Source organism: Timaviella obliquedivisa GSE-PSE-MK23-08B, assembly GCA_019358855.1.
GTDB lineage: Bacteria > Cyanobacteriota > Cyanobacteriia > Elainellales > Elainellaceae > Timaviella > Timaviella obliquedivisa.
Genome location: JAHHII010000004.1, coordinates 325,098 through 348,955 on the forward strand (window position 1 = coordinate 325,098; position 23,858 = coordinate 348,955).

General features: G+C 48.9%; 23 protein-coding genes and 1 tRNA gene. 12 read left to right on the forward strand and 12 right to left on the reverse strand.

Translation table 11 applies throughout. The features are described 5' to 3' along the window. Positions 1-6 precede the first annotated feature (6 nt). A complete protein-coding gene (locus KME11_09890) occupies positions 7-672 on the reverse strand; it encodes an MBL fold metallo-hydrolase (GenBank protein ID MBW4515524.1) in 666 nt (221 codons plus the stop codon). 177 nt (positions 673-849) lie between these two features. On the opposite strand from KME11_09890, the gene KME11_09895 reads away from it, so the two are divergent. Both KME11_09895 and KME11_09900 read left to right on the forward strand, forming a co-directional pair. After that, a complete protein-coding gene (locus tag KME11_09895; GenBank protein MBW4515525.1) occupies positions 850-2,319 on the forward strand; it encodes a site-2 protease family protein in 1,470 nt (489 codons plus the stop codon). Positions 2,320-2,391: 72 nt separating this feature from the next. After that, positions 2,392-2,997, forward strand: coding sequence for a hypothetical protein (locus KME11_09900; GenBank protein MBW4515526.1), 606 nt, complete (start codon positions 2,392-2,394; stop codon positions 2,995-2,997). Here the strand turns inward: KME11_09900 and KME11_09905 are convergent. From KME11_09905 to KME11_09920, 4 genes are all read right to left on the reverse strand, one after another. Further along, positions 2,942-4,063: a threonine synthase gene (locus KME11_09905; GenBank protein MBW4515527.1), complete on the reverse strand. Its 1,122-nt coding sequence runs from the start codon at positions 4,061-4,063 to the stop codon at positions 2,942-2,944. The genes KME11_09900 and KME11_09905 overlap by 56 nt on opposite strands. Before the next feature lie 54 nt (positions 4,064-4,117). Beyond that, entirely contained in the window at positions 4,118-4,369 is a 252-nt protein-coding gene (locus KME11_09910; protein ID MBW4515528.1) for a hypothetical protein, read from the reverse strand. An 11-nt stretch (positions 4,370-4,380) separates the two neighbouring features. Then, on the reverse strand, positions 4,381-5,622 hold the full coding sequence (argJ, locus tag KME11_09915) for a bifunctional ornithine acetyltransferase/N-acetylglutamate synthase (GenBank protein ID MBW4515529.1): 1,242 nt from the start codon (positions 5,620-5,622) through the stop codon (positions 4,381-4,383). Between the two features lie 194 nt (positions 5,623-5,816). After that, on the reverse strand, positions 5,817-6,236 hold the full coding sequence (locus tag KME11_09920) for a peptidylprolyl isomerase (GenBank protein ID MBW4515530.1): 420 nt from the start codon (positions 6,234-6,236) through the stop codon (positions 5,817-5,819). 183 nt (positions 6,237-6,419) lie between these two features. Between KME11_09920 and KME11_09925 the strand changes: the two genes are divergently transcribed. The 3 genes from KME11_09925 to KME11_09935 all read left to right on the forward strand — a co-directional run bounded on the left by KME11_09925 (position 6,420) and on the right by KME11_09935 (position 8,594). Further along, positions 6,420-7,262, forward strand: coding sequence for an alpha/beta fold hydrolase (locus KME11_09925; GenBank protein MBW4515531.1), 843 nt, complete (start codon positions 6,420-6,422; stop codon positions 7,260-7,262). Between the two features lie 145 nt (positions 7,263-7,407). Beyond that, entirely contained in the window at positions 7,408-7,974 is a 567-nt protein-coding gene (gene coaD / locus KME11_09930) for a pantetheine-phosphate adenylyltransferase (protein ID MBW4515532.1), read from the forward strand. Further along, positions 7,971-8,594: a hypothetical protein gene (locus KME11_09935; GenBank protein ID MBW4515533.1), complete on the forward strand. Its 624-nt coding sequence runs from the start codon at positions 7,971-7,973 to the stop codon at positions 8,592-8,594. Before coaD ends, KME11_09935 begins: the two co-directional genes overlap by 4 nt. Positions 8,595-8,733: 139 nt before the next feature. Here the strand turns inward: KME11_09935 and KME11_09940 are convergent. The 3 genes from KME11_09940 to KME11_09950 form a co-directional block, all read right to left on the reverse strand. Then, positions 8,734-8,818 (reverse strand) — tRNA-Ser (locus tag KME11_09940). 69 nt (positions 8,819-8,887) lie between these two features. Next, a complete protein-coding gene (locus KME11_09945; protein ID MBW4515534.1) occupies positions 8,888-9,838 on the reverse strand; it encodes a TIGR04168 family protein in 951 nt (316 codons plus the stop codon). 47 nt (positions 9,839-9,885) lie between these two features. Beyond that, positions 9,886-10,392: an NYN domain-containing protein gene (locus KME11_09950; protein ID MBW4515535.1), complete on the reverse strand. Its 507-nt coding sequence runs from the start codon at positions 10,390-10,392 to the stop codon at positions 9,886-9,888. A gap of 528 nt (positions 10,393-10,920) precedes the next feature. Here KME11_09950 and KME11_09955 point away from each other — a divergent pair. Together KME11_09955 and glmU are read left to right on the forward strand one after the other, a co-directional pair. Continuing rightward, complete coding sequence (locus KME11_09955; GenBank protein MBW4515536.1) at positions 10,921-11,529, forward strand: hypothetical protein; 609 nt, start codon at positions 10,921-10,923, stop codon at positions 11,527-11,529. A 390-nt stretch (positions 11,530-11,919) separates the two neighbouring features. Beyond that, entirely contained in the window at positions 11,920-13,359 is a 1,440-nt protein-coding gene (gene glmU, locus KME11_09960) for a bifunctional UDP-N-acetylglucosamine diphosphorylase/glucosamine-1-phosphate N-acetyltransferase GlmU (protein ID MBW4515537.1), read from the forward strand. On the opposite strand, the gene KME11_09965 is transcribed toward glmU, so the two are convergent. After that, the gene (locus tag KME11_09965; GenBank protein MBW4515538.1) at positions 13,310-15,148 is read right to left on the reverse strand and encodes a penicillin-binding protein 2; all 1,839 of its coding nucleotides are present in this window, start codon (positions 15,146-15,148) and stop codon (positions 13,310-13,312) included. The genes glmU and KME11_09965 overlap by 50 nt on opposite strands. Before the next feature lie 47 nt (positions 15,149-15,195). Next, entirely contained in the window at positions 15,196-15,738 is a 543-nt protein-coding gene (locus KME11_09970) for a hypothetical protein (GenBank protein MBW4515539.1), read from the reverse strand. A 467-nt stretch (positions 15,739-16,205) separates the two neighbouring features. Between KME11_09970 and cofH the strand changes: the two genes are divergently transcribed. After that, the gene (cofH, locus tag KME11_09975; protein ID MBW4515540.1) at positions 16,206-17,339 is read left to right on the forward strand and encodes a 7,8-didemethyl-8-hydroxy-5-deazariboflavin synthase subunit CofH; all 1,134 of its coding nucleotides are present in this window, start codon (positions 16,206-16,208) and stop codon (positions 17,337-17,339) included. Positions 17,340-17,425: 86 nt separating this feature from the next. Here cofH and KME11_09980 read toward each other — a convergent pair whose 3' ends face one another. Together KME11_09980 and KME11_09985 are read right to left on the reverse strand one after the other, a co-directional pair. Beyond that, a complete protein-coding gene (locus KME11_09980) occupies positions 17,426-17,599 on the reverse strand; it encodes a hypothetical protein (GenBank protein MBW4515541.1) in 174 nt (57 codons plus the stop codon). 489 nt (positions 17,600-18,088) lie between these two features. After that, positions 18,089-18,580, reverse strand: a complete 492-nt coding sequence (locus tag KME11_09985; protein MBW4515542.1) for a M67 family metallopeptidase — start codon at positions 18,578-18,580, stop codon at positions 18,089-18,091. A gap of 214 nt (positions 18,581-18,794) precedes the next feature. Here KME11_09985 and KME11_09990 point away from each other — a divergent pair, with 214 nt between their 5' ends. From KME11_09990 to KME11_10005, 4 genes are all read left to right on the forward strand, one after another. After that, positions 18,795-19,889: a putative 2-aminoethylphosphonate ABC transporter substrate-binding protein gene (locus tag KME11_09990; GenBank protein MBW4515543.1), complete on the forward strand. Its 1,095-nt coding sequence runs from the start codon at positions 18,795-18,797 to the stop codon at positions 19,887-19,889. 143 nt (positions 19,890-20,032) lie between these two features. Further along, on the forward strand, positions 20,033-21,244 hold the full coding sequence (locus tag KME11_09995; protein MBW4515544.1) for a putative 2-aminoethylphosphonate ABC transporter ATP-binding protein: 1,212 nt from the start codon (positions 20,033-20,035) through the stop codon (positions 21,242-21,244). A 73-nt stretch (positions 21,245-21,317) separates the two neighbouring features. Next, on the forward strand, positions 21,318-23,099 hold the full coding sequence (locus KME11_10000; protein MBW4515545.1) for a putative 2-aminoethylphosphonate ABC transporter permease subunit: 1,782 nt from the start codon (positions 21,318-21,320) through the stop codon (positions 23,097-23,099). A 25-nt stretch (positions 23,100-23,124) separates the two neighbouring features. Beyond that, the gene (locus tag KME11_10005) at positions 23,125-23,847 is read left to right on the forward strand and encodes an HAD hydrolase-like protein (GenBank protein ID MBW4515546.1); all 723 of its coding nucleotides are present in this window, start codon (positions 23,125-23,127) and stop codon (positions 23,845-23,847) included. Positions 23,848-23,858 lie beyond the last annotated feature (11 nt).

The window sequence follows — 23,858 nt, forward strand, 5'->3', positions numbered from 1 at the left end:
TATTGGCTATAGCATGGGCTTTATTTGCAACTGAGCCTGCCAATTCAATGCTGCCAGACGTTCATAGGCTCGATCGATGCTGCGTTGTCCGCGCAAGAACCCAGTATTGGCACCAGGACAAATGTGGCTGAGCGTGGCTGAGGAGAAGCGATCGCTCAATGCCTTAACGCTCTCAATCTGCCGTTTCCAATGAAATGTTTTAGAAATTCGTAGGGGCACAGGTTCACCTCGCTGATTGGGCAACAAATGCCGCCCTGTAAACAAGATGCCGCCTTCATGGTCGCAATACAAACACGCTGAGCCGGGTGAATGTCCCGAAGTCCAAATGGCTTGACAATGAGGGCTAAAGCGGAACTCTTGCTCAAACGCGGTGACCTTTAGCCCAGGGAGCAAATAAGCCTCTTGTTCTTGAATTACTATTTCACAGCCAAGAGCCTGCTGGATTTCTTTTACTTTGCCCATGCCGCCCCGATGGGTCATAAACAACCAGCGAACGCCCTGTTCCTGCAAAAATTCAGCATTGACCTCGTCCCAAACCGGACAGTCGATTAAGAGGTTCCCAGTCTCTTCTAAAAGTAAGTAGGCGGTTCCGCCTAATGTGTCTCGATTGGGGGGAAACGCGTACACCGTTCTGAATACTGGGCGCGGTAGTTTAGGGAGAGAAGAAACCATAATTAAGTACGGGAATAGATAAATTCGCCAGTTACTTAGCGTAACAAGTCTAGTGCAGGACGGATGAGGATTGTTTGAACACGTTATGCTGGAGCTCTGGCGATCGGCTAACCAGCTAGACATATTCCAGCTAGACATATTCCAGCTAGACATATTGATGTATTGACGAGCTACAGCATGTTTTTTTGGCTAATCCTTCTTGGAATTTTGACTTATGTTGTGGTGCGCCGGAGTGTCGCAGACGTGACCCGCACGCCCATTTGGATATTGTGGTTGGTAATGATGACTCCAGCATTTATCTGGACAGCATGGGTGTTGCTGAAGGGAGACGAGCAGGTTCCTTCTTTGCTGCTGCTGATTCCGTTTGTGGCTTGCCCAGTCCTATATTGGACGTTGGTACAGGCTGGCCGTCGTCCGGCACGGGCAGGGGCAAAGCCTCAGAAGGATCTGGCGATCGCTGCCCCCGCTGCAGCTACCGCTCAGTCCACTGTTCGACCGATTACACCAGAAGAAGAAGCCGATCTGAAAAACTGCTTTCCCTGGTCGGTTTACTATTTGCAGGATATTGAGTATCGCCCTCAGTCCTTAATTTGCCGAGGGCAACTCCGCACTCAGGCAGATGCAGCTTACAAAACAGTGAGTGAGAACATATCGCGGTATTTTGGCGATCGCTTCCTCCTCGTTTTCCAAGAAGATCGGCATGACAAACCTTTTTTTGCCCTAGTTCCCAACCCCCATGCCAAAACCGCGAAAGAAACAAAGTTTCGATTAAGACCCGTCTTAGCGTTGGGGTTAGCAATAGCTACTTTGCTGACTACAACCCTCGCAGGCTTCATGATTCTGAACCGACCCAGTATCGCGATGCCCAAGGATCTGACACAGCTTTTGACCGGACTGCCCTATGCCGTGTCATTGCTGGCTATTTTAGGCACTCACGAGATGGGACATTTTCTAGCAACCCAGGTCTATCGGATGCGGGCAACCTTGCCTTATCTCATTCCTGTACCGCCTGCGGGTATTTTTCCTTTTGGTACGTTTGGCGCATTCATTCAAATTCGATCGCCCATTCCTAATCGCAAAGCACTGTTTGATGTGGGAATTGCAGGCCCCTTAGCTGGATTTGTGGTCGCAGTACCGATTTTAATTTGGGGCTTGATGCACTCTACACCGATCGCCCTAGAAGAAACATCCAGCTTGCTCAATCCCAATTCTTTTCAGCCTAGTGGCTCTCTGTTTTTAACCGTAGTGAGCAAACTAGCTTTGGGCAACCAACTAGCCTTGGAGCAAGCCATTAAGCTGCATCCAGTGGCGATCGCGGGTTGCCTAGGCATCATTATCACTGCCCTTAACCTTATGCCAGTGGGACAGCTTGATGGCGGACATATTGTTCATGCCATGTTTGGGCAAAAAAACGGAGCCAGAATTGGTCAAGTTGCGCGGTTTTTAGTATTGGCATTGGCGCTGGTGCAAACTGAACTGTTGCTCTGGGCAATTCTGCTATTTCTCATGCCCGTCGTTGATGAACCTGCCTTAAATGATGTCAGTGAGTTGGACAATAAGCGAGATCTGCTAGGATTTTTGGCTTTGGGCTTGTTAATTTTAATTATTCTGCCTGCCCCACAGTTCTTAACTAGACTGTTGTTCTGAACCCTAAATTTTGTTCTACACTCAGCTTCAAGCGCCTTTTAAGAAGAACCCTACCCATCTAAGAGCAAAGCCATGATTCAGGAAGTCAAGCAGTGGATTGATGAAATTCAGATTCTGCAAAAGAAGTTGACCGAGGCTGCGCAAGAACGAGAGGAGGCGTTTGCCAGTGCGGCGAAATGGCACAATCTTTATGAAACCGAAGCGAAACAACGACGCGCCGAAGCAAATTTGGCTCGGCAAAACGTCAATGTCTTAAAAGCCGAAATTCAACAGCTTCAAGAGTCACCGATGATAGGCTTTGAGGGTAATTTTGAAACGTCTGGGGTGATAAAAAATCGCCTACCCGAAATTCAGGAAGCGGTTCAGCAAACGGCAAAGTCCCTACAAAGCAGTGACGACCTCCAGGCACAACTCATGCAGGCTTGGGTAGAGCGCGATCGCCTAGCTCAAGCTCTCAAAGCCGAGCAAGCGAACCATGCGCAAACGCGACAGGCACTGACCACCGCCCTCGGTGATACCATCGAATACCTCAACCGAGAACGCACCAATCGTTACCAAACTGAACAAGCAGAAATACAGCGTCAAACCGTTGTAATCACTCACGAAACCGTTCAGCCCCAGTCTAAAACCCCATCACTTGCGCTACCGCCGACAAGTTTGGCTCAATCCCGGTCTTAAATTGGTTTTGGCAATGTTTAATGGCTGTGTCAGGATCTTTCAAGCCGTTCCCAGTCAGCACACAAACAATCTTTGCGCCTTCTGGAACTTGATCTTTTACTTTCAGTAAACCTGCCACCGAAGCAGCACTGGCTGGCTCACAAAAAATTCCTTCTTCTGATGCCAGCAGCCGATAAGCCATTAAGATTTCTTCGTCAGTGACCGCATTAAACTGTCCCCGGCTGGCTTCTTTAGCCGCTACAGCTTTATCCCAACTGGCTGGATTGCCAATGCGAATCGCAGTTGCTAGGGTTTCAGGATGCTCGATCGCATGACCCAGAATGAGCGGAGCCGCTCCTGCTGCCTGGAAACCCATCATTTGAGGCAGGCGATCGCACTGACCTGCCTGATGATACTGGCAAAAGCCCATCCAGTACGCCGAAATATTGCCTGCGTTGCCCACTGGAATACAGAGCCAGTCCGGTGCATCTCCTAAAGCATCCACAATCTCAAATGCCGCTGTTTTCTGCCCCTCTAACCGATAGGGATTGACCGAATTTACCAGCGTCACGGGATAGCGTGCCGACATTTCTCGAACAATGTTTAACGCGCGATCGAAATTGCCCTGAATTGCCAAAACTTCTGCTCCATACAACAGCGCCTGTGCGAGTTTGCCCAGCGCCACATAGCCATCGGGAATCAGCACATAAGCCCGCATTCCGGCACGTCGGGCATAGGCGGCGGCGGCGGCTGAAGTATTGCCTGTGCTGGCACAAATCACGACTTTTGCGCCCTCTTCCTTGGCTTTAGAAATCGCCATAGTCATCCCCCGGTCTTTGAAGCTACCTGTGGGGTTAAGACCGTCATATTTGACCCAGACCTGAACATTTTTGCCAACATGAGCGGCGATCGCTGGAGCTGGGATCAGGGGCGTATTACCTTCTAGCAAGGTTACGACTGGTGTGGCGGCAGTCACTGGCAAGTAGGCGCGATATTCTTCAATCAGCCCTCGCCAGCCTTTTAAGCGGGACGGGGCGGCAGGCTCAACGGAATTAACAAACGAAAGACTAGCAATCACGGCTGGCAACCTTAAATCAACAGGATGATTGCGTCAGTATACCCAATCACCGTGTTTACCAGTTTAGCTTGATGGGTTAATTTCATCTTCCAGATTGCCGGATTTGTCTTGCATTTGCAGAAACAACCGTGGGTAAACGCCTACGAAAAAGATCATCCAGGTCAAAATAGGAACAGCCATAAGGAGCGTCACCCAAAGAGTATGCAACAGTACCCAACTGCCACTAATGAGCGTAGTTCCGGTGAGTAAGATCGACCAAGGCTGGCACCACCAGGGTTTGTAATGCCAGACAGATTGATTGGGAGAGGAATTCATAAGTTTGTCTATCAAGTCGTGTATTCGGCGTTGATCTTGACATAGTCATAGCTGAGGTCGCAGCCCCAGGCGATGCCGCTGCCACCACCACTGCCCACGCCGACTTTGACTAAAACAGTATCACTCTTTAGATATTCCCCGGCGGCGGCTGTTTTCATGTAAGCACTGGCAGCGGGGCGATCGAACGCTAAGGGTTGCCCATGTTCCATCAGCAGGAAATCTCCAAGCTGCACGCGCAAATTGTCTTGCTCAAAAGGTACCCCCGCCCGTCCAGCCGCCGCCGCAATTCTGCCCCAGTTAGGGTCACGTCCAAACACAGCCGACTTAAAAAGGGCTGACCCCGCGATCGCTCTTGCAATTTGGCGAGCTGAGGCATCATCGACTGCGCCCGAAACTTGGATTTCAAGCAGACAAGTTGCCCCTTCACCATCCCGGGCGATCGCTTTTGCTAAGTAGATACAAACCTCGGTCAGCATCGCTTCCAACTTGTCAGCATCGGCTCCCGGTTCTGTGATAGCAGGGGTGCGCGACTGTCCATTGGCTAAAGCAATCAGCGAATCATTAGTGCTGGTATCGCCATCTACAGTGATTTGGTTAAAGCTTTTATCTGCCGCTCGGCTCAACATTTGTTGCCAAAGGTTCGACGAAACTGCGGCGTCGCAGGTGACGAAGGCTAGTAAAGTCGCCATGTTGGGATGGATCATGCCAGAGCCTTTACAGATGCCGCCAATGCGGACAGGGCGACCGTCAAACGTGGTTTCGAGGGCGATCGATTTGGGCACTAGATCAGTTGTGACGATCGCCCCTGCCGCTTGGTCTGAGCCAGTCGCGGAAGCCGCTGCGACCAGTTGAGGCATGTGAGCGCGCAGCCCCTCCATTTTGATCCGTTGACCAATGACCCCCGTCGAAGCCACTAGAACAAGGTCGGGGGAGACATTAAGAGCATCTGCCAGAAGTTGAGCACTTTCCATAGCATCTGCCCAGCCCTGTGCCCCTGTCGCCGCATTAGCTTGTCCAGCATTGCAGAGGATGGCACGGGCAGAAGGCTTAACCTGAAGGCATTGGCGACAGTAATCAACGCAAGCGGCTCTGACTTGACTAATCGTAAAAACGCCAGCGGCGATCGCATCCACATCAGACAAAATCAGAGCCAAGTCTGGGGCCCCAGAGGGTTTAAGCCCTGCTGCAATGCCTGCGGCTTGGTAGCCTTTAGGGGCAGTTACGCCGCCAGAGATGAGTTGCCAGTCTGCCATTTTTAGTTCCTCTGCTGTAGGGGTAAGACTGTCCAAGGAAGCAAGTCTAAGGGAGCAAGTCTACTGGACTAAGACTATCTCGATCGTGCTTTCGTCCCTGCTCTCCCGCGATCGAGATGGGATGAGGGTTGCAAGAATTTGGGGTAGGCACGGGGGCTACCCCTGGTATCTAGTTGGATTCCTCGATTAAAAATTTATCCCTGAATGGTGACAGACACAATTTTGTCACCCTGACGGATAGCATTCACAACATCCATATCATTGGTTTGTCCAAAGGTGGTATGAACACCGTCTAGGTGGGGCTGGGGAGAGTGGCAAATGAAGAACTGGCTCCCTCCAGTGTCGCGTCCGGCATGAGCCATGGATAAGGTGCCAGCTTTGTGCTTAAGAGAGTTGATTTCACACTTAATGTTGTAGCCTGGACCACCCGTACCCGTACCTTCAGGACAGCCACCTTGAACCATAAAGTTGGGGATCACGCGGTGAAATTTGAGTCCGTTGTAGAAGCCTTTGTTGGCTAGATCTGAGAAGTTTTTGACGGTGTTGGGAGCTTCAGCATCAAAAAAATCAATGTTGATGGTGCCTTTGTCGGTTTCCATAATGGCGCGAGTCATGGTTTGATCCTCTTTTTTACGTGAAGCCTAGTTTACGTTAATCTCTGAATGATTTGACTCCATTTCTAAATTTGTAGAAGCGTCTAAATCCCAGGAAGGCGATTCGCTTAGTCGTTACCCCTAGCCCTCGTACCCTGGGTCAGGGTAAGCTCAAACACAATATAAAAATTTGGGAAAATATCTGTGACAACGCAAGAGCATCGCCTTGAGGTGGGGGCACTAACCTGGTTTTACCGGGAGGCAGTGCCGATCAATGTGTCGGACAAGCCGCCTGTAGTTTTGCTGCATGGGTTGCTGTCACAGAGCTACGGATGGCGACATGTGTTACCCGCCCTCACGGAGTATGGGTTCCGAGCGATCGCCCCTGACTGGATTGGGTTTGGCTACTCATCAAAGCCCGATCGCCGCACCTTTACCTACACCCCAGAGGCATATATCACGGCACTGGAAGCTTTCTTCGATGCTCTCAAGCTAGAGCGGTTCTCATTAGTTGTTCAAGGGTTTATGGGATCGATGGGGCTGCAATACGCCCTACGCCATCCTGAGCAAATCGAACGCCTGGCAATTTTAAATGCCCCAATTGCCCTAGAGGCAAAGCTTCCCTGGAAAATTAAGCTATTTGGACTGCCGCTATTGGGCGAGGTGCTGACCCAAGATCCCTTATTGGTCGATCGCACCCTTGAAGGCGGCGGCGGCTACCGCATAGAAGACACTGATTTAGATATCTACCGCCGTCCATTTCTCAAAAGCTCAGAAGCCGGACGTTCTTTGCAGGCAGTTATCCAAAACATGCAGCTTTCACAGGTAACTGCTGAGCTTGCAGGGTTTTCTCAGTGGCAGCATCCCACGCTAGTCGCTTGGGGTCTTAAAGATCCTTGGCTGCCGTTAAGTTTGGCGCAAAGTTTTACTGCCTCCCTGAAAGAGGGAGAATTAGTTCAACTCGAAGAAGTCGGACATTATCCCCAAGAAGATTGGCATGAAAAAGTGAGCGATCGCCTACTTCCCTTCCTCCGTCGCCAAGCTTAAAAGTTGGATTGGTGGGTTTCCTGTCAAAGGGTTCCCCCCAACGTGTGATGATAGAAACGTTTGATACAGCCGCCTGATACAGTCGCCTCAACGCTATAGCAAGCTACATTCGACGAACGCTAAAAAGAGAAAGCAGCCCCTTACTGTGATTGCAATTTACCCAGGCAGTTTTGATCCCATTACCCTAGGTCACCTAGACATCATTGAGCGCGGCTGTCAGCTTTTTGAGCGGGTGATCGTGGTAGTGTTTCGCAATCCCAATAAAACTTCCCTTTTTTCAGTGGAGCAAAGAACCCGCCAAATTCGCCAGTCTACAGGGCACTTACCTAATCTTGAAGTCGATAGCTTTGAGGGCTTGGCAGTGACCTATGCAAAAATTCGGCAAGCTAAGGTATTGCTTCGAGGGCTGCGCGCCGTTTCAGACTTTGAGCTAGAGCTACAAATGGCACACACCAACAAAACCCTAGCAGCCGATATTGAAACCATCTTTCTCGCCACTTCTACCGAACAAAGCTTCCTGAGCAGCAGCGTCGTCAAAGAAATTGCCAAGTTTGGCGGCCCGATCGAACACCTTGTCCCTCCCCCTGTCGTCTTAGATATTTACCAATGCTTCGCCAAGAACAAGATCTTAGAGGAACGAGCTCCCATAGCCCCACCCACGGTTCAAGCAACGGAGGGGCAGCCCATCGATCCATCCCTGGAGACACTATGAGACTAGGAGGCGTAGACCTACAGCGAGAACTGAATCGGCTAGAAGAAATCCTTCTAGACAGCCCGCGCGTGCCCTTGAGCCGACGAACCCTGATCAATGAGGAGCAGTTTTTAGAACAGTTAGACCTGGTGCGGTTAAACTTGCCCTCGGCGTTTCAAGAAGCTGCCGAAATTGTGGTTCATAAAGAAGACATTCTGCAAGAAGCCGAGCAGTACGCCCAAGAAATTATTGCTGCCGCCGAGCAGCGTGCCGCCCAAATTTTAAACGACATGGGTTTAGTGCGCCAAGCGGAGACGGAGGCAATGCAAATTCGGCAGCAGGTGCAGCAGGAATGCGACACGATTCAGCAACAAACCCTGGCGGATATTGACCAAATGCGACGGCGGGCGCAGCAAGAACTGGATGAAATGCAGCGGCGAGCATTGGCAGAATGTGAGGAAATTCAAGCGGGAGCAGATGATTATGCCGATCGCGTTTTGCAAGACATGGAGCAACAGTTAACCGAAATGATGCGAGTCGTGCGCAATGGTCGTCAGCAATTGCATTCAGAGCCGCCAGCTACCAAGAATCCGCCGCGCCGCGTACCTGAGTCACCCTCTCGTTATCCTGATTATCGCTAGGGTAGGGAATTCATTAGAATTAGGAGTTTCTGCAAACAATCAATAAAAAGAGCACCAGGTTTTTCACCCAGCGCTCCAAGCTCTAACGAACCGATGACCCACGAACCAACGACCCACGAACCAACGACCCACAAACCAACGGAGAGGGAGGGATTCGAACCCTCGGTACCTTTCGGTACATTCGATTTCAAGTCGAACGCATTCGACCACTCTGCCACCTCTCCAAGGCGGCACTGCTTATCTTACCCCATTTTGGGTTTCGGATTTTAGATTAGAGCCTGCATTTAACTGAATCAGCGTTCTGATAGCTTCTGCACTAAGAAGTGTTGAGCAGGCTGCTGGTAAAGGACTTCTTGGGAAGCGATCGCCCAATCTTGATCGATCCAAACTAAATCCGCGGTCTTCACCCTGCCATCCACTAGCGTCACCACCGAAAAATTTCGCTGCCAACCCGCCTCCGTCTGAATAATGCGGGGCACGCTAGCGGCGTTGAGGTAAATTGTCCCATCGCGCTGATCGAGGCGCTTGCGGATTTGTTTTTTGGTATGGCGAAGGGTGTGGTGCATATGCCCAAATGCAACTAAGGGAACTGTTTTGCCGATCGCCTGGGTTTGGGCGATCGCTGCTGCAAAATCTGGATCACCATGATCCCCCCCCAGGGGCTGCCAATCTCTGCCACAGAGATCTTCGGGTGCTGCGCCTAGCCCTAAAGGACCACAGTGTCCCATAAAAATGATGGTATCGTGGGCAGCACCTACGACGTTTTCCATCATGCGCTGGGTCGATTCTTCAAAACTTTTCACGCCAAACTTAGAATCATAAAACTCTTCATTTTTCCAGACAGAACCGCCCCAGCTAAACGGGCGAGCGCCCACAATTGTAAAGCCCCATGTTGGGAAATCTAGTTTGTTGTAACCCACATGAACCGCTGCCATTAAGTCGATCTGTTGCTGAAGGCGGTCTTCTACTTGGCGATCGTAGGGACATTTTTTTCTACCCCAATCAGTTGCCGAGTACCAGGCATCGTGGTTGCCAAAAATAACGGCTTTAGGCAAATTAACCTGAGCGATCGCCCGCACCACGCTCACGGCTTCATTACCGAAATCACCCACAAACAGCACTAAATCAATCCCTAAATGCTTCAGGGCAATTTCGTCATTTTCATCCCAGCGATCGTGAACATCGCCGACCACCGCGATTTTGCAGGATGAGCGTTCCTGTTCTTGATGAAGCCTGTTATTCATGCCCTCTCCCAAACTCGTCCTACTCGTTCTAAAAGCCACTCAATTCATTAACTCTCTACTTTCTCAATCCGATCTCGAATATCGTTCAAATCAACATAGCGATCGGTGGCATTGCGCAACTCTCGAGCAATCATGCCTTCAGTTGAAACAACAGTAATATGAGTACTTTTCGATCGCAAAAATTCGATCGCCCGTTCAAAATCACCATCACCACTAAACAAAATGACGCGATCGTATTGATCAACGGTATTAAACATATCTACGACAATATCAATATCTAAATTTGCCTTCTGTGAATATTTCCCAGAGTTATCGTCATAATATTCTTTAAGAACTTTAGTGCGAACGGTGTACCCTAAACTAATCAGCGCATCTCTGAAGCCTCTTTGATCTTGTGAATCTTTGAGTCCGGTGTACCAAAAAGCATTGATCAACATTAAATCTGGATCGTTGGTGAAGTGTTCTAACACTCGCCTTGGATCAAAAAACCAACCATTTTTTTGCTGAGCGTAGAACATATTGTTCCCGTCTACAAAGATTGAAAGGCGGCTCATTGGCGATAAAGGCATAGAGGTTTAAGACCTAAAAATTTGAGTAGAAATTTCAATTAGATAACTTTAGATCGAATATTTGCTAAGGCAAAATATCCAAGTGATTGAACGTTGAACCGATAAGTTTAAGTAAAATAATAATTGGGCTATTCTAGCTTAGTGGGGCTTTGCGAATCTAACAATCAACTCTTATCTAGGCTTGATTAGTAACAAAGCAATGGTTTGACGGCTCAGGGAAAACAAATTCAAGAGATAAACATTATTCTTTGCATTAATTTTTAGATTCAAAGGTAGCAACGCCAATCGCTTCAACTTCCTGAATAGAGCTTGGCATCAGCTATTCCCGCTACCTTTAAAGATAGCAAGCAAGCACAGTAGTTACTTCCAGTCCATAGATTCAAATCATGCCTCTCATCCATAGGAGATCTATCTTTAGGATGATAAGTAACTCTCTCTAAGTACTGACTTGAATGAATTGTTGCCAAGGCTACATTGTGGACAAGGCACTCATCCAAGGATATTGAGAAAGTTATGACTAACAAGCGTCCCGCTAATTCATTTGACAGCAATGATTCTCAAGATAATGTTCATGGTCGTAAAGTGACACCGGATGAAGTTTCATACCGAGATGGCTACGTTGACGGACAGTCTACTGATCGTTCTCAGGTTGTCAGCGATCAATATGCCAGAGAGGAAATCCGTGAGAGTAATGGAGTCGCTAGTGGTCTGGTCATTGGTTTAGCTTTTGCAGCCATAGCGGGGTTGGTTGCTGGCGGGTTGTATCTCACCACTCGCAGCGAGACAAATACTGCTCCTGTGGCTGCGCCTGTAACTGCGCCTGCCTCTCCTCAACCCCAGCGCAACACCACAATTATCGAACGCACGATCGAACGCACTAAAGAAGCTGCACCAGTCATACAAGCTCCAGATGTGCAAATAAATGTGCCGCCTGCCCCTGCCCCTGCTGCCCCTGCCCCTGCTGCACCTGCTGCACCTGCCCCCGCTGCACCTACCACTCCTGATTCTAGTAACAGCGAACCAAGCGCTACTGAATCAAATAGTGTAAATGATTCAAGTCAAGAGCCTTCAGGAACTTCTGAGAATACACCTGGGAACGCTGCTGGAGATCCAGATCAGTAAATCTGAAGCTGAGGCTTAATAGATGGCGATTCGGGTTTTGTGGTGCGCATCATAAAACCCGATATTTCTGACGATACTATTCTTCAGCGATCGCAGGACTTCCCCAGAGCCAGAACCCTAGCTGCCAGAAATCTGCTCGAATTAGCATTGCCGCGCCCTGCCTAAGCATTTACGAAGATCACTAAGCGAGCATAACTAGTTAAGGTGCTGTGTAATGAGCTTGAAGCCAAAATATAGACAAAATCGAGGTAGGCGCCAGTAGGAACATTCTATAAAACTTACTAGGGCACAGATTTTACCAGGGCACAGATTGCAGCAGCTTGATATACTTTGCTGGGTAAAGAATGGGCTGGGTAAAGAATGGGCTGGGTAAAGAATGGCAGGTACAGCATGGTAGCAGTAGCAATTTTGGCGGCGGGAAGGGGCACTCGCATGAAGTCTCGGCTGCCCAAGGTTTTGCATGAGTTGGGGGGGCGATCGCTCTTGGGGCACGTTTTGAAGTGTGCCGCGACGCTTCAGCCTGAAAGGCTGCTTGTGATCGTGGGTTACGGCAGCGATCAAGTACGAGCCGCATTAGCTCAGCAGGACTTAACGTTTGTAGAACAGACCGAGCAATTGGGGACGGGGCACGCAGTTCAGCAAATTATTCCGCACCTGCAAGACTTTGAAGGCGATGTGCTGGTGCTGAATGGCGATGTGCCGCTGCTCCGTCCTCAAACCCTGGAGTCACTGCTAAAAACCCACCAAGAACACGGCAATGCCGCCACTATTTTGACAGCGCAAATGGCAGAACCCAAAGGCTATGGGCGGGTGTTTTGCGAAGAGGGCGATCGGGCGACCCCGCTTGTAACCCGAATTATCGAAGATCGAGATTGCACACCAGAGCAGCGGCAAAATCGGCGGATTAATACCGGGATTTATTGCTTCCGCTGGCTGGATTTGGCTCGGGCACTGCCCCAGCTTCAGACTGACAACGATCAGCAGGAATATTATTTAACCGATGTAGTCAAGTTTATGTCGCCTGTTATGGCGGTTGATGTTGCTGATGAGCAGGAAATTTTGGGTATCAACGATCGCCTGCAACTTGCCACTGCCGCCGAAATTTTGCAAACTCGTATCAAGTCTGGCTGGATGGCGGCTGGAGTAACATTGATTGATCCCCAAAGTATCACCATTGACGATACGGTTCAGATTGAGCCAGATGTAATTATTGAACCCCAAACTCACCTGCGAGGACAGACGGTGATTGCAACAGGCAGCCGAATTGGGCCTGGTAGCCTGGTGGAGAATAGCGAGATTGGGGAGAATGTGACTGTTCGATACTCTGTGATTACAGATAGTGCGGTTCAAGCCAAAACCAAAATTGGCCCCTACGCTCATTTGAGAGGACACGTCGCAGTGGGGCAAGGCTGCCGGGTGGGGAACTTTGTAGAACTAAAGAATTCTACCCTGGGCGATCGCACCAATGTGGCGCACCTGTCGTATTTGGGTGACACGACTGCTGGCACCCAGGTCAATGTGGGTGCAGGAACCATTACCGCGAATTATGATGGCGTGAAGAAGCACAAGACTGTCATTGGCGATCGCACTAAAACTGGCTCAAACAGCGTCTTGGTCGCACCCATCACTATCGGCTCAGATGTCAATATTGCTGCTGGGTCAACCTTGACCGAGGATGTACCTGATCAGTGCTTAGTCATTGCTCGTGCCCGTCAAGTTCTGAAACCCGGATGGCGGTTGTCCACGGCTACGGATTCTGAGCAACCGCCAACTCATGAGTCTAGGGAGAAGGAGGCTGAACCTCAACTTGAGCCTCGATCGGATCTTTGACTGGCACAGTAGGTGGAATTTGTTGCAACAAAATCAGCCGCTCGATTACCGCTTTCACAACCGGAGCGGCTACTGTTCCCCCAAAAGCATTCTCTCCTCGCGGCTCATCAAACACTGCCAGAACCGCGTACCGGGGCTTTTCGGCTGGAAAGATACCGACAAAGCTGGTAATCCTAGCCCCATCAATATATCCACCGTTGGCAGCCGCCTTCTGCGATGTTCCTGTTTTACCCGCAACCCGATAGCCCGGAATTTGCGCTGCTTCCCCTGTGCCATCGGTTACAACTTCTTCCATCATCTTCAGCACCGCTCTGGTGGTTTGGGGTGAAAAGATTTGGCGAGGCTGAGGACGAGTTGGCTCCCATTGCATCTCGCCGTCTGGACTATAAAGCCCTTGCACCACATGAGGAACAATCAGCTTGCCGCCATTGGCGATCGTGCTGTGCAGTTGGAGTAACTTCAACGGGGTTAGCGAAAGCCCTTGCCCAAAGGCAGTTGTTGCAGGTTCAATAGGTGACTCGGTAAATTGCTCATAGCCTTTGCTTTGCCCCGCCGATTCCGCAGGGAGGTCAATGCCAGTTTCTTGGTCTAGCCCCAGTCGTTCTAGCCAGCCGTAGTAAAGCCCTGCTTGCAGCTTATTCATCAAATGCACCATGCCGACGTTGCTGGAGTATTTAAGGATATCAGCGATGGTCAGATTGCCCCGTCCGCCCTGAGATTCAAAGTCATTGTTTTGAATCGTCCAGCCGCCCACTTTAATCGCGCCCTCGTCGTAGAAGGTATCCGTAGGCTGAGCCGCACCTGCCTCCAGAGCGATCGCCACATTGATGGGCTTAAAGGTCGAACCTGGCTCATACAAATCGCTCAAGATCCAATCTTTACGGCTCTCTGGTGAAGCCTCGTAATACTTGTTGGCATCATAGGACGGCTCTGAAGCCATCGTAATCAACGATCCGTCCTGCACATCCATCACCAGCACTGCACCCCGTTTGGCGCTATATGCCTCAAGCTGCTGCTTCAAAATAGACTGAGAAGCTCTTTGTAACTGGCTGTCTACAGTCAATTTGAGCCGCTGTTCATCTTTTTTGAGAAAATCTTCTGGTAAGTTAATCGGAATAATCGAGCCGTCGCCCGAACGATTCAACTGCATTGCGCCCGTTGGACGCTGCAATAGTTTTTCCGACGATAATTCTATCCCAGCCTGTCCTTGGCGGTCTTGGTTAACATAACCGACCACATTCGCGAATAAATTTTGTTGAGGGTAAAGCCGCTGCTGTTCTTCAATTAAATCCATGCCATCTAGCTGCAAACGGTTGATGCTGCTAGCGGCATTTTCGGTGAGCAAATCGGCAATCCGAATGCCTGTTTCAGCAGTGCCAAACTGTTGCAGCAAATCCACAGCAGGCTTGTTAACCAGAGGAGAAAGAGCCGCCGCGATCGCTTCTTTCTCTTTTTTAAACATGACGGGATGAACAAACAGCGTATAAACGGGGCGATCGATCGCCAGCACATTATTAGTGCGATCGATAATAGGACGACGCGGTAGCGCAGCGCTCATCGAGATCATTTGCTGCCCCTTTGCCCGCTCCTGAAGCATGGATGCCTCGAAAATCTGAATGCGCAGCAGGTTCACAGTCAGCAGCGCCATGCCAAACATCAGCACGCTCCAAACGATCACTAGGCGCGATTTAGAGATAGCGTCAAGAGTATGGGCAGGTCGTCGAATAGGCGATCGACGTTGATCGGGTCGCCGCCGCCGCGCACCTGAAGGAGGAAAAGAAAGAGCCATGTTGTCACTACGTTGTCACTAAATGTTATCGCCAAGCGGACAAGCCCTTAATAGCCCAGGGGTTTATTAGGCAGAAGATCGGGGGTAGAGGCTTCGATATCGGGCTGGACAGCAGGACGAGGGGCAGCAGGTGCCAAAAAGATCATGCTGCTGGGGCTAGGAGCCACTAAGCCCGTCTTTGGGGTTTCTGCCTGTTGCGCCATCTGATTTTTCAAAACTTCGTTAGTTGCCATCAACTGCTGCTCCTGTTTTTGCAGCGCTCCCCACCGACGATATTCCTGCCCCCAGCGCTGCTGCGTAAAAACCGTCCAGCCATAAATTGCCAGGACAGCACCCATCAGTACCAAGGTCATCACCGTAGAGCCTTGCTGCACCTTCATCAAAAGCTTTAGCCACGCTGGCACAGGTCGCGGCTGAGGCAGCGGGGTGACCCTGGGCGTAGGGCGAACCTGCGGCTTCAGGTCAAACGCATTAGCAGACTCTGGGCGGCGAGGCTCAGGGGGGCGAAGGTTGGGCAGTGTAGAGGTTCGGTAAGCTGTTCTTCGAGCCGATCGCCGATCTGGAATATCTTGTCTGAGAGCCGCCGTCATAGGGGTTATGTCCTGCTGATAAAGATGCACTGATTGAGTGCTGATATTTGGGGTAAATAGATGGATTAAAGAACATGCCGATCGCCTTTGTACTCACTTCTGTACTCAAGAAATAGTACGAAAATTGAACGGCTTGAACAGTTCCACAAAGTATAAGGGGGCAAAGGGAAAATATCACACAATTCTGAACAATTTTATGGATTGTTTCTCAATTAAAGAACATAATCAGCCTAATAAAAAGGTAGAGACGATGAGCCGGACAAAATACTAAAATCTTTTACACTTCAAAAATTGTTTTTTAGGGTTTTTCCTATCAGAATTAAATAAGCTGAGCTAGTGTAGGTCAACTGATCCTAATTGGGGAGATGGGGTAAAACCCCTTACTTAGAGCTTTGGATTTTCCGTGCCTGTATTATTTGAATTATTTGAACGATTTTTAACTCAAGAAACTTTTAGCTAGGTAAGCTGTGCAGACTCAAACGGTTGAGGCTATTTTGAACCGGGCTTTGGCAAATCATGATCTCTCAGAAGCAGAGGGCGTACTGCTGTTGCGGCAAAAAGAGGCAGGGGCGATCGCGGCAATTCGCCAAACCGCTGACCAACTGCGCCAGCAACAATCGGGTGAAACGGTCACTTACGTGATCAACCGCAACATCAACTTCACCAACATTTGCGAACAGCACTGTAGCTTTTGCGCCTTCCGCCGCGACGAGGGGGCAGAAGGCGCCTACTGGCTAGATGAAGCCAAAATTTTAGAAAAAACTATCGATGCAGTTGCCCGCAACGCCACCGAAATCTGTATGCAGGGTGGTTTGCACCCAGGGGCAAAGCTAAATGGTGGTTCTCTCCCTTACTACTTGCGAATCGTCCGCACTATTAAAGAAAGTTTCCCTCATCTGCATCTTCACGCCTTCTCGCCCCAGGAAGTAGAATTTATTGCGCGGCAAGATGGACTGAGTTTTTCTGAGGTGATTGATGCGTTTCAAGAAGCTGGGGTTGGCTCAATGCCGGGAACTGCCGCCGAGGTTTTGGATGATGCGGTGCGGCGAGTCATTTGCCCTGAAAAAATCAACACAGAGGTTTGGTTAGAGGTCGTGAGAACTGCGCATTGCTTGGGTATGCCGACAACAAGCACTATCTTATCGGGTCATATTGAAACGCCTGAGCAGCAGATGCGGCATTTGGGGCTACTCCGATCGCTGCAACAACAGTCTTTAGAGCGTAGCGATCGCGGCTTTAGCGAATTTATTGTGTTGCCCTTCGTTGGGCAAGAAGCCCCCAAGCCTCTGCGTAGTCGGGTCGGACGCGATCAACCTATTCTAGAAGATGCCTTGCTGCTGATGGCAGTCGCTCGGATCTTCTTAGGGAATTGGATTAGCAATCATCAGCCGAGTTGGGTGAAGTTGGGCTTGGCAGGGGCAACAGAGGCGCTGAACTGGGGTTGTAACGATATTGGCGGGACGTTGATGGAGGAACATATCACTACCATGGCAGGCGCAACTGGCGGCACTTGCATGGAAGTGGAAACCTTGCGATCGGCGATCGAAAGCATTGGGCGATCGCCCCGCCAACGAGACACGCTCTATGGAGTGATTGCTTAGTTTCCCTTCAAGTTCCTTTTTGGGGGCTGATTGCTCTTGCTCTCCGGCTTTAGCAAAGAATTTACTGCCTTCAGCGATCGCCTCTGCTAATCTGCTTGTTGCTCACGAGCTTTTTGTTTCGTCTCAATTAGTTCAGCCAAATGCTCCATCGATCGCACTGGAGTTCCAGGCACTGAACCCACCCGATCCATCAATTTGTAGAATGCTTCGTTATCGCTGCGATGCTGTAAGACGTAAGACCAAAGTTCTGACTGAGACATCGTTTCGAAGTTTGGCTGGTTCATAGAAAAGTTGTCTCCCCATTTTTGTTGAGAGTCACAACGAACTCTTCAGTTGCTAGAATAACAGTATTTCTCGTACGCTCGTCTATCCGGACGAGGTAGATCAATCGGTACATTGTAGTCAGTTGATAGCAAACTCGGAAGCATTCTAGAGCTTGAGCCGAGGATGGCAATGAGGGAGTTTGCATAAACCGAGTTGTCTAAGAGGATGTCTGAGAAGTATCAAAGATTCTTACACTCGCCCCCCATCCCCCCATTCTGGGGGACTTCCGAACCAATGCTCCTTCAAAGTCCCCCAAAATGGGGGATTCAGGGGGCGGATCGGATAGCAATCTAGACTTCTCAGACATCCTCTAAGGCTGAGTGAGCAAATATCATCATCCTACAATTTTCCAGACCCTCTATTTCATAATACCGAACCCGAGAGAGCAGGAACAGAAATGACGAAGGGCGACAGAAGACTTTAGTTTACTGCTGCGTCCTCACCTCTTCTGCCCGAAACTGCTGCTGATCATCTAGCGTCCAGCAGCGATAGTCTGAGACAACGCCCGATCGCACAGACAGAATTAGATAAGAATAATCTGACCAGGCTAAGCGGCGATCGCTCTCGGAAGGCACTGCCGGATGATCGGGGTGAGAGTGATAGACCCCCACAATATTAAGTTGATGATCGCGGGCGTAGCGCTGGGCAGTGAGAAGATCTTGAGGATCAATCCAAAAGCGATCGCGTTTGCCGATGCCAATGTGATGAATGATCGCCGTTAGCTCTGCGCCTACTTCTGGGTTCCAAGCATTAACCGTTTCCCAAACTTTGGTGACTTTTTTAGTTTTGGTGGCTTGTTTAAAGAGGCGATCGGGCGTGAGATGCCCGAGCAGCAGTCCGCAGCATTCTTCGGGGTAGGTGCGAGTAGCGTGGGCAATCAGCTGTTGAACCTGTAGAGCGGATAGTTGAAGAACCATTTTCACTTAAAGAACTGTAGAAACAAGCATTTTAATTCTTAAGTGAAAGACAAGCTGGACTTAATACGGCATTAACCCACGAAATTACGTTTAATCATATGATTCGCGTGAAGATCTAGACAAAATGAGTAGGTTTGATTCTTCAGCCACCAGATGTCTAGACATTTCTAACGATATTCACACTATGCAATTCACAATATTTAAGTGACAGAAAATGTTTAGAAGAAATAAGTGGTTCAATTTTAGCTCAAAAGTCTTGATGGCTTGGGTGCTTACCTTTGTCGTAGCTGCATGTGTGACTCAGCAACCCGATGCTTCAACTTCTGCTGATCCTGCGGCAGTAACAACAGGAAATTCCTCTTCTCTAGTTGTCTACACGGCTCTTGAGGATGATCAAATTAAGGAGTATCTTTCCTCGTTCAAAACCCAGCACCCAGATATTACGGTTAACACGGTTCGAGATTCTACGGGCATTGTGACCGCTAAACTCATGGCGGAAAAAGACAATCCTCAAGCGGACGTGGTTTGGGGATTAGCAGCCACAAGTTTACTGGTTGCCGATCAGGAAGGTATGTTGGAACCTTACGCGCCCAAAGGGCTGGAGCAAGTGCAGGCGCAATTGCGAGATCCTCGTAACCCGCCGACCTGGGTTGGCATTGATGCCTGGATGTCTGCTTTCTGCGTCAATACCGTAGAGGCGAAAAAGAAAAATTTAGCCATCCCCACATCCTGGGCAGATTTGACGAAGCCAGAGTACAAAGGGCAAATTGTCATGTCTGATCCGGCGGCATCGGGCACAGGTTTCCTGTCTGTTTCGGCGCTTCTGCAAATGAAAGGAGAGGAAAAGGGATGGCAGTATCTTGATGCGCTCGATCAGAACGTTGCAGAGTACGTCCCGTCTGGCTCCAAGCCTTGTAAGTTGGCAGGAACAGGTGAGCATCCCATTGGTGTTTCTTTTGATTATCGGGCGGCAAAGGCAAAAGCTGACGGCGAGCCAATTCAAGCGGTTTTTCCTAAGGAAGGATCGGGTTGGGATATTGAGTCCAATGCTTTAGTCAAAAAAGCGCAAATTAAGCCAGCGGCTAAGACATTTTTAGACTGGGCAATTTCGATTGACGCTAGCAAAAAGTATGCCGAAAATTTTGCTGTAACTGCTGTGAAAACGGATGTGCCAATTCCAGCCGGATATCCTGCTGACCCTCTTGCGCAGATGACTAAAAAGAACGACTTTAATTGGGCAGCAAAAAACCGCGATCGCATTCTTGCCGAGTGGACGAAGCGGTATGGTTCCAAAACAAACAAGGGCTAGAGAGACTAAGCGCTCTTGCTCGTTAGGGTTACGTCGCGATCGGTAGGTTGTAATAGGCAGTGAAGTTAGAACTCAGCTTCATTGCTACCTGCCGATTAAATACTCACGTTCCATTGTCCTCCCCGAAAGGAGCAACAGACACTATGACCTTCTCAGAGCAATCATCCGTAAAGTCAATTCAGGAAAGCCCATCTTCTAGCACCACTTCACTTTCCAACACCGCTTCAGAACAGTCACAAACAATCCGCCAACTTGGAGAAGCTCCAGCCCGGAATTTAGGAGAGCCTTATCTCCAAGTAGAAAATGTTCATAAAACCTTTGGACAGTTCGTTGCCTTGCGTGATATTCATCTGAATGTTTATCCGGGTGAATTTGTCTGCTTGTTGGGCCCAAGCGGTTGTGGCAAAACCACCTTGCTGCGAATTATTGCTGGGCTAGAAGACCAAACGAGCGGACGGATTATTCAAGCAGGCAAAGATGTCTCCAAGCTCCCGGCAGCAAAACGAGATTTTGGCATTGTGTTTCAGTCTTATGCCTTGTTTCCAAACCTGACGGCGACTCAAAATATTGCTTACGGATTGCAAAATGCCAAAGAGTCCAAGCAGAAAATTCAAACCCGAGTGGAAGAATTATTGGACTTAGTGGGGTTGGAAAGCTTTGGGCAAAAGTATCCTTCTCAAATGTCCGGTGGACAGCAACAGCGGGTAGCGTTAGCCAGAGCGTTGGCACTGTCGCCAGGACTTCTGCTGCTAGATGAACCGCTTTCTGCGTTGGATGCTCAAGTTCGAGTGAAGCTGCGCACTGAAATTTCCCAATTGCAAAAGCGACTGGGAATTACCACTGTGATGGTGACTCATGATCAGTCTGAAGCTTTGGCGATGGCAGATCGAGCGGTTGTCATGGACAAAGGGTACATTGCCCAAGTGGGAACGCCTCGAACTATTTATCAGCATCCGAATACGCCTTTTGTTGCTAACTTCATTGGGGTGATGAATTTTCTCCATGGGGGTGTGGTCGCACCTAGTCAGATCCGTTGCGGCAATATTATCTTTGACGTGTCTCAAAATGAAGCTTCGCCCAATCAAGCGGTTACCTTAGCGATTCGTCCCGAAGATATTCAGATTTTGAAACCCGATTCGCCTGAATTATCTCTTTCTAATGTTGTAATTGCCGAAGTACAAGCGATCGAATTTTTGGGTTCAGCGTACCGTGTCACTTTGTGTCCTGAAGGCAATGCAAAAGAGTTAATTGCGATCGAGCTTTCCATTCAAGAAGCGAGTAAGGTCGATCTCACTACCCATTCATTGCTCAAACTGCGGTTTCCACCCGATCGCATTCAAGTTTTTGCGACTTAGGTACTTTGAACGTTGTAGAAAAAATTTGGTCGTCAAGAATCCAAGATCGTAAATCTAAAATTGGTTAATTGCCATGACTGCATCTACAGACCAAAAAGGGGCGATTCAATTAGCCCTGGGGAAGGTTTTTCCAAAGCGGCAGCACATTGTCACGACTGAAGACTGGATCATGCGCGTTTTGCTGGTCTTGGCGACATTTTGGCTGCTGTTAGGCGTGGTCTTGCCACTTTACCCCACCATTACTCGCAGCTTTCAGGATACTGACGGCAACTGGATTGGGCTGGCAAACTATGTTCAATATTTCACGACACCTGCTCTAGGTGTGTCGTTATTCCATAGTTTTTATGTGGCGATCGCCACTACTTTGGTTTCCGTCGGTCTAGCTTTTGCCTACGCCTATGCCATTGCTCGGACAAAAATGCCAGGTAAGAATTTCTTTCGGATTTTGGGTCTTTTGCCGCTCTATATTCCACCGTTGGCTCATGCGATCGGTTTAGTCTATTTGTTTGGAAATCAAGGATTATTCACCACAGGACTGTTTGGACTCGTTCCAGGATGGAACATTCAGCTTTATGGTGCCAACGGCATCATCATTGGTTTATCTCTTTACTGTTTTCCCCAAGCCTTCGTTATCATGATGACCGCATTACGGTTAACCGATGCTCGGTTGTACGAAGCCGCCGAAGTTTTGGGGAGTTCTCCCATTCGCACCTTCTTTACCGTAACGTTACCTGGCGTTAAGTATGGGCTAATTAATGCCATTTTTGTTTGTTTCATTTTGGCATTCACTGATTTTGGTGTACCCCAGGTTGTCGGTGGTAGCTATAACGTTCTTGCTACAGATATTTATAAGCAGGTGGTGGGTCAGCAGAATTTTTCCATGGGAGCAACCATTAGCGTATTTTTGTTGATTCCAGCACTGCTAGCATTTGTTGTCGATCGCTTGATTAATCGTCGTCAAACGTCTCAAGTAAGCGCCAAATCTGTCCCGTTTCAGGCTAAGCCGAGTCCTATACTAGATCGAGCAATGCTGATTTTTTGTAGCTTGGTAGTGCTGTTTGCTCTGCTGGTTTTTGTCACTATCATCTTTGCGTCATTGGTTCAGTCCTGGCCTTATAACCTGACCCTGGGCTTAAAAAATTACGACTTTAGCACGGTCGGCGGCGGTGGCTATAATGCGTTTTGGAACAGTATCCGGATGTCGCTTTACACGGCAATATTTGGGACAATTATTGTGTTTATCGGTGCTTATTTAATAGAAAAAAGTAAAGAGTTTCAATGGCTGCGATCGCTCAACTATTTTCTATCGACGCTGCCTCTGGCTTTGCCAGGTCTGGTGCTGGGCTTCTCCTATGTGTTCTTCTTCAACAAGCCACTTTGGTCAATTCCGTTTACCAACTATGCTTTGGTTAATCCGTTTAATTGGCTGTATGGAACTATGACGCTTCTGGTGATTGCGACCACCATTCACTTCTATGCGGTCAGTTTTTTAACTGCAAGTACCGCTTTAAAGCAAATTGACCCAGAGTTTGAATCTGTCTCTGCGTCAATGCGAGTGCCATTTTACAAAACCTTTTGGCGGGTGACTATACCCCTTTCTCTAGCCGCCATTCTAGAAATTGGCATTTACTTCTTCGTCAATGCCATGATCACGGTTTCAGAAGTAATTTTCATCTACCCACCCACTTTGCCCTTGGCATCTGTGGCAATCATCAACATGGATGATGCTGGAGATACGGCGGCGGCGGCGGCGATGTCTACTCTGTTAGTTTGCACCAGTCTAGGCGTTCGGTTGCTCTATTGGTTACTCACACGCGGACTGCAAAAGCGCACTCAAGCCTGGTTAGTTCGGTAGTTTTTTAATCATTTGGAGGTGCAGAATGGCTCAGGTACAACTCGTTGTTTTTGATATGGCGGGAACAACCGTTAAAGATGAAAATGAAGTTCAAGCTTGTTTTTTTACAGCCGCTGAATCGACAGGATTGCAGGCAGAGCGCGATCGCATCACTGCTATGATGGGTTGGGCAAAAAAGCGAGTATTCCAAACCCTTTGGCAAGAACAAATTGGCGTAGAGCATCCAGATTACGCCGCCAGCGTTGAGGGTTCTTATGCCAAGTTCAAAGAGGTTTTAGAACACCATTATCAAACGCAACCCGTTCAACCCACAGAAGGTTGCTTGGACTTATTCACTTGGCTCAATTCTCAGAACATCAAAATTGCCCTAAACACAGGCTTTTATCGAGAAGTCACTGACATTATTCTGAATCGTCTGGGCTGGGATCTCGGACTCAACGAGAACTATGTGGGTTCGGACTCAATCATTCAAGCTTCCATCACTCCTTCAGAAATTTATAATAGCGAAGGTCGTCCTGCACCTTACATGATTCAAAAAGCCATGTACTTGCTGGGAATAAAAGATCCAAAAACGGTGATCGCGATCGGGGATACACCGTCAGATTTAGAAGCTGGCATCCATGCAAACTGCTTGCTTGCGTTGGGCGTTACTAACGGCACTCACACCAAAGCGCAGTTAGAGTCATACCCCAATCATGGATTACTCGGCTCTTTATCAGAACTGAAAGAAAAAATTATTTCTTTGTAACCTCTTTCTTT

Excerpts from the sequence above, each read along its gene's own strand:
- KME11_09945 (MBW4515534.1), bottom strand. The coding sequence starts at position 9,838 with ATGAATAACAGGCTTCATCAAGAACAGGAACGCTCATCCTGCAAAATC.
- KME11_09970 (MBW4515539.1), bottom strand. The coding sequence starts at position 15,738 with ATGACGGCGGCTCTCAGACAAGATATTCCAGATCGGCGATCGGCTCGA.
- KME11_09965 (MBW4515538.1), bottom strand. The coding sequence starts at position 15,148 with ATGGCTCTTTCTTTTCCTCCTTCAGGTGCGCGGCGGCGGCGACCCGAT.
- KME11_09955 (MBW4515536.1), top strand. The coding sequence starts at position 10,921 with ATGACTAACAAGCGTCCCGCTAATTCATTTGACAGCAATGATTCTCAA.
- KME11_09980 (MBW4515541.1), bottom strand. The coding sequence starts at position 17,599 with ATGTCTCAGTCAGAACTTTGGTCTTACGTCTTACAGCATCGCAGCGAT.
- KME11_09890 (MBW4515524.1), bottom strand. The coding sequence starts at position 672 with ATGGTTTCTTCTCTCCCTAAACTACCGCGCCCAGTATTCAGAACGGTG.
- KME11_09895 (MBW4515525.1), top strand. The coding sequence starts at position 850 with ATGTTTTTTTGGCTAATCCTTCTTGGAATTTTGACTTATGTTGTGGTG.
- glmU (MBW4515537.1), top strand. The coding sequence starts at position 11,920 with ATGGTAGCAGTAGCAATTTTGGCGGCGGGAAGGGGCACTCGCATGAAG.
- KME11_09900 (MBW4515526.1), top strand. The coding sequence starts at position 2,392 with ATGATTCAGGAAGTCAAGCAGTGGATTGATGAAATTCAGATTCTGCAA.
- KME11_09990 (MBW4515543.1), top strand. The coding sequence starts at position 18,795 with ATGTTTAGAAGAAATAAGTGGTTCAATTTTAGCTCAAAAGTCTTGATG.
- KME11_09910 (MBW4515528.1), bottom strand. The coding sequence starts at position 4,369 with ATGAATTCCTCTCCCAATCAATCTGTCTGGCATTACAAACCCTGGTGG.
- KME11_09950 (MBW4515535.1), bottom strand. The coding sequence starts at position 10,392 with ATGAGCCGCCTTTCAATCTTTGTAGACGGGAACAATATGTTCTACGCT.
- KME11_09995 (MBW4515544.1), top strand. The coding sequence starts at position 20,033 with ATGACCTTCTCAGAGCAATCATCCGTAAAGTCAATTCAGGAAAGCCCA.
- KME11_10005 (MBW4515546.1), top strand. The coding sequence starts at position 23,125 with ATGGCTCAGGTACAACTCGTTGTTTTTGATATGGCGGGAACAACCGTT.
- argJ (MBW4515529.1), bottom strand. The coding sequence starts at position 5,622 with ATGGCAGACTGGCAACTCATCTCTGGCGGCGTAACTGCCCCTAAAGGC.
- KME11_09920 (MBW4515530.1), bottom strand. The coding sequence starts at position 6,236 with ATGACTCGCGCCATTATGGAAACCGACAAAGGCACCATCAACATTGAT.
- KME11_09985 (MBW4515542.1), bottom strand. The coding sequence starts at position 18,580 with ATGGTTCTTCAACTATCCGCTCTACAGGTTCAACAGCTGATTGCCCAC.
- KME11_10000 (MBW4515545.1), top strand. The coding sequence starts at position 21,318 with ATGACTGCATCTACAGACCAAAAAGGGGCGATTCAATTAGCCCTGGGG.
- KME11_09935 (MBW4515533.1), top strand. The coding sequence starts at position 7,971 with ATGAGACTAGGAGGCGTAGACCTACAGCGAGAACTGAATCGGCTAGAA.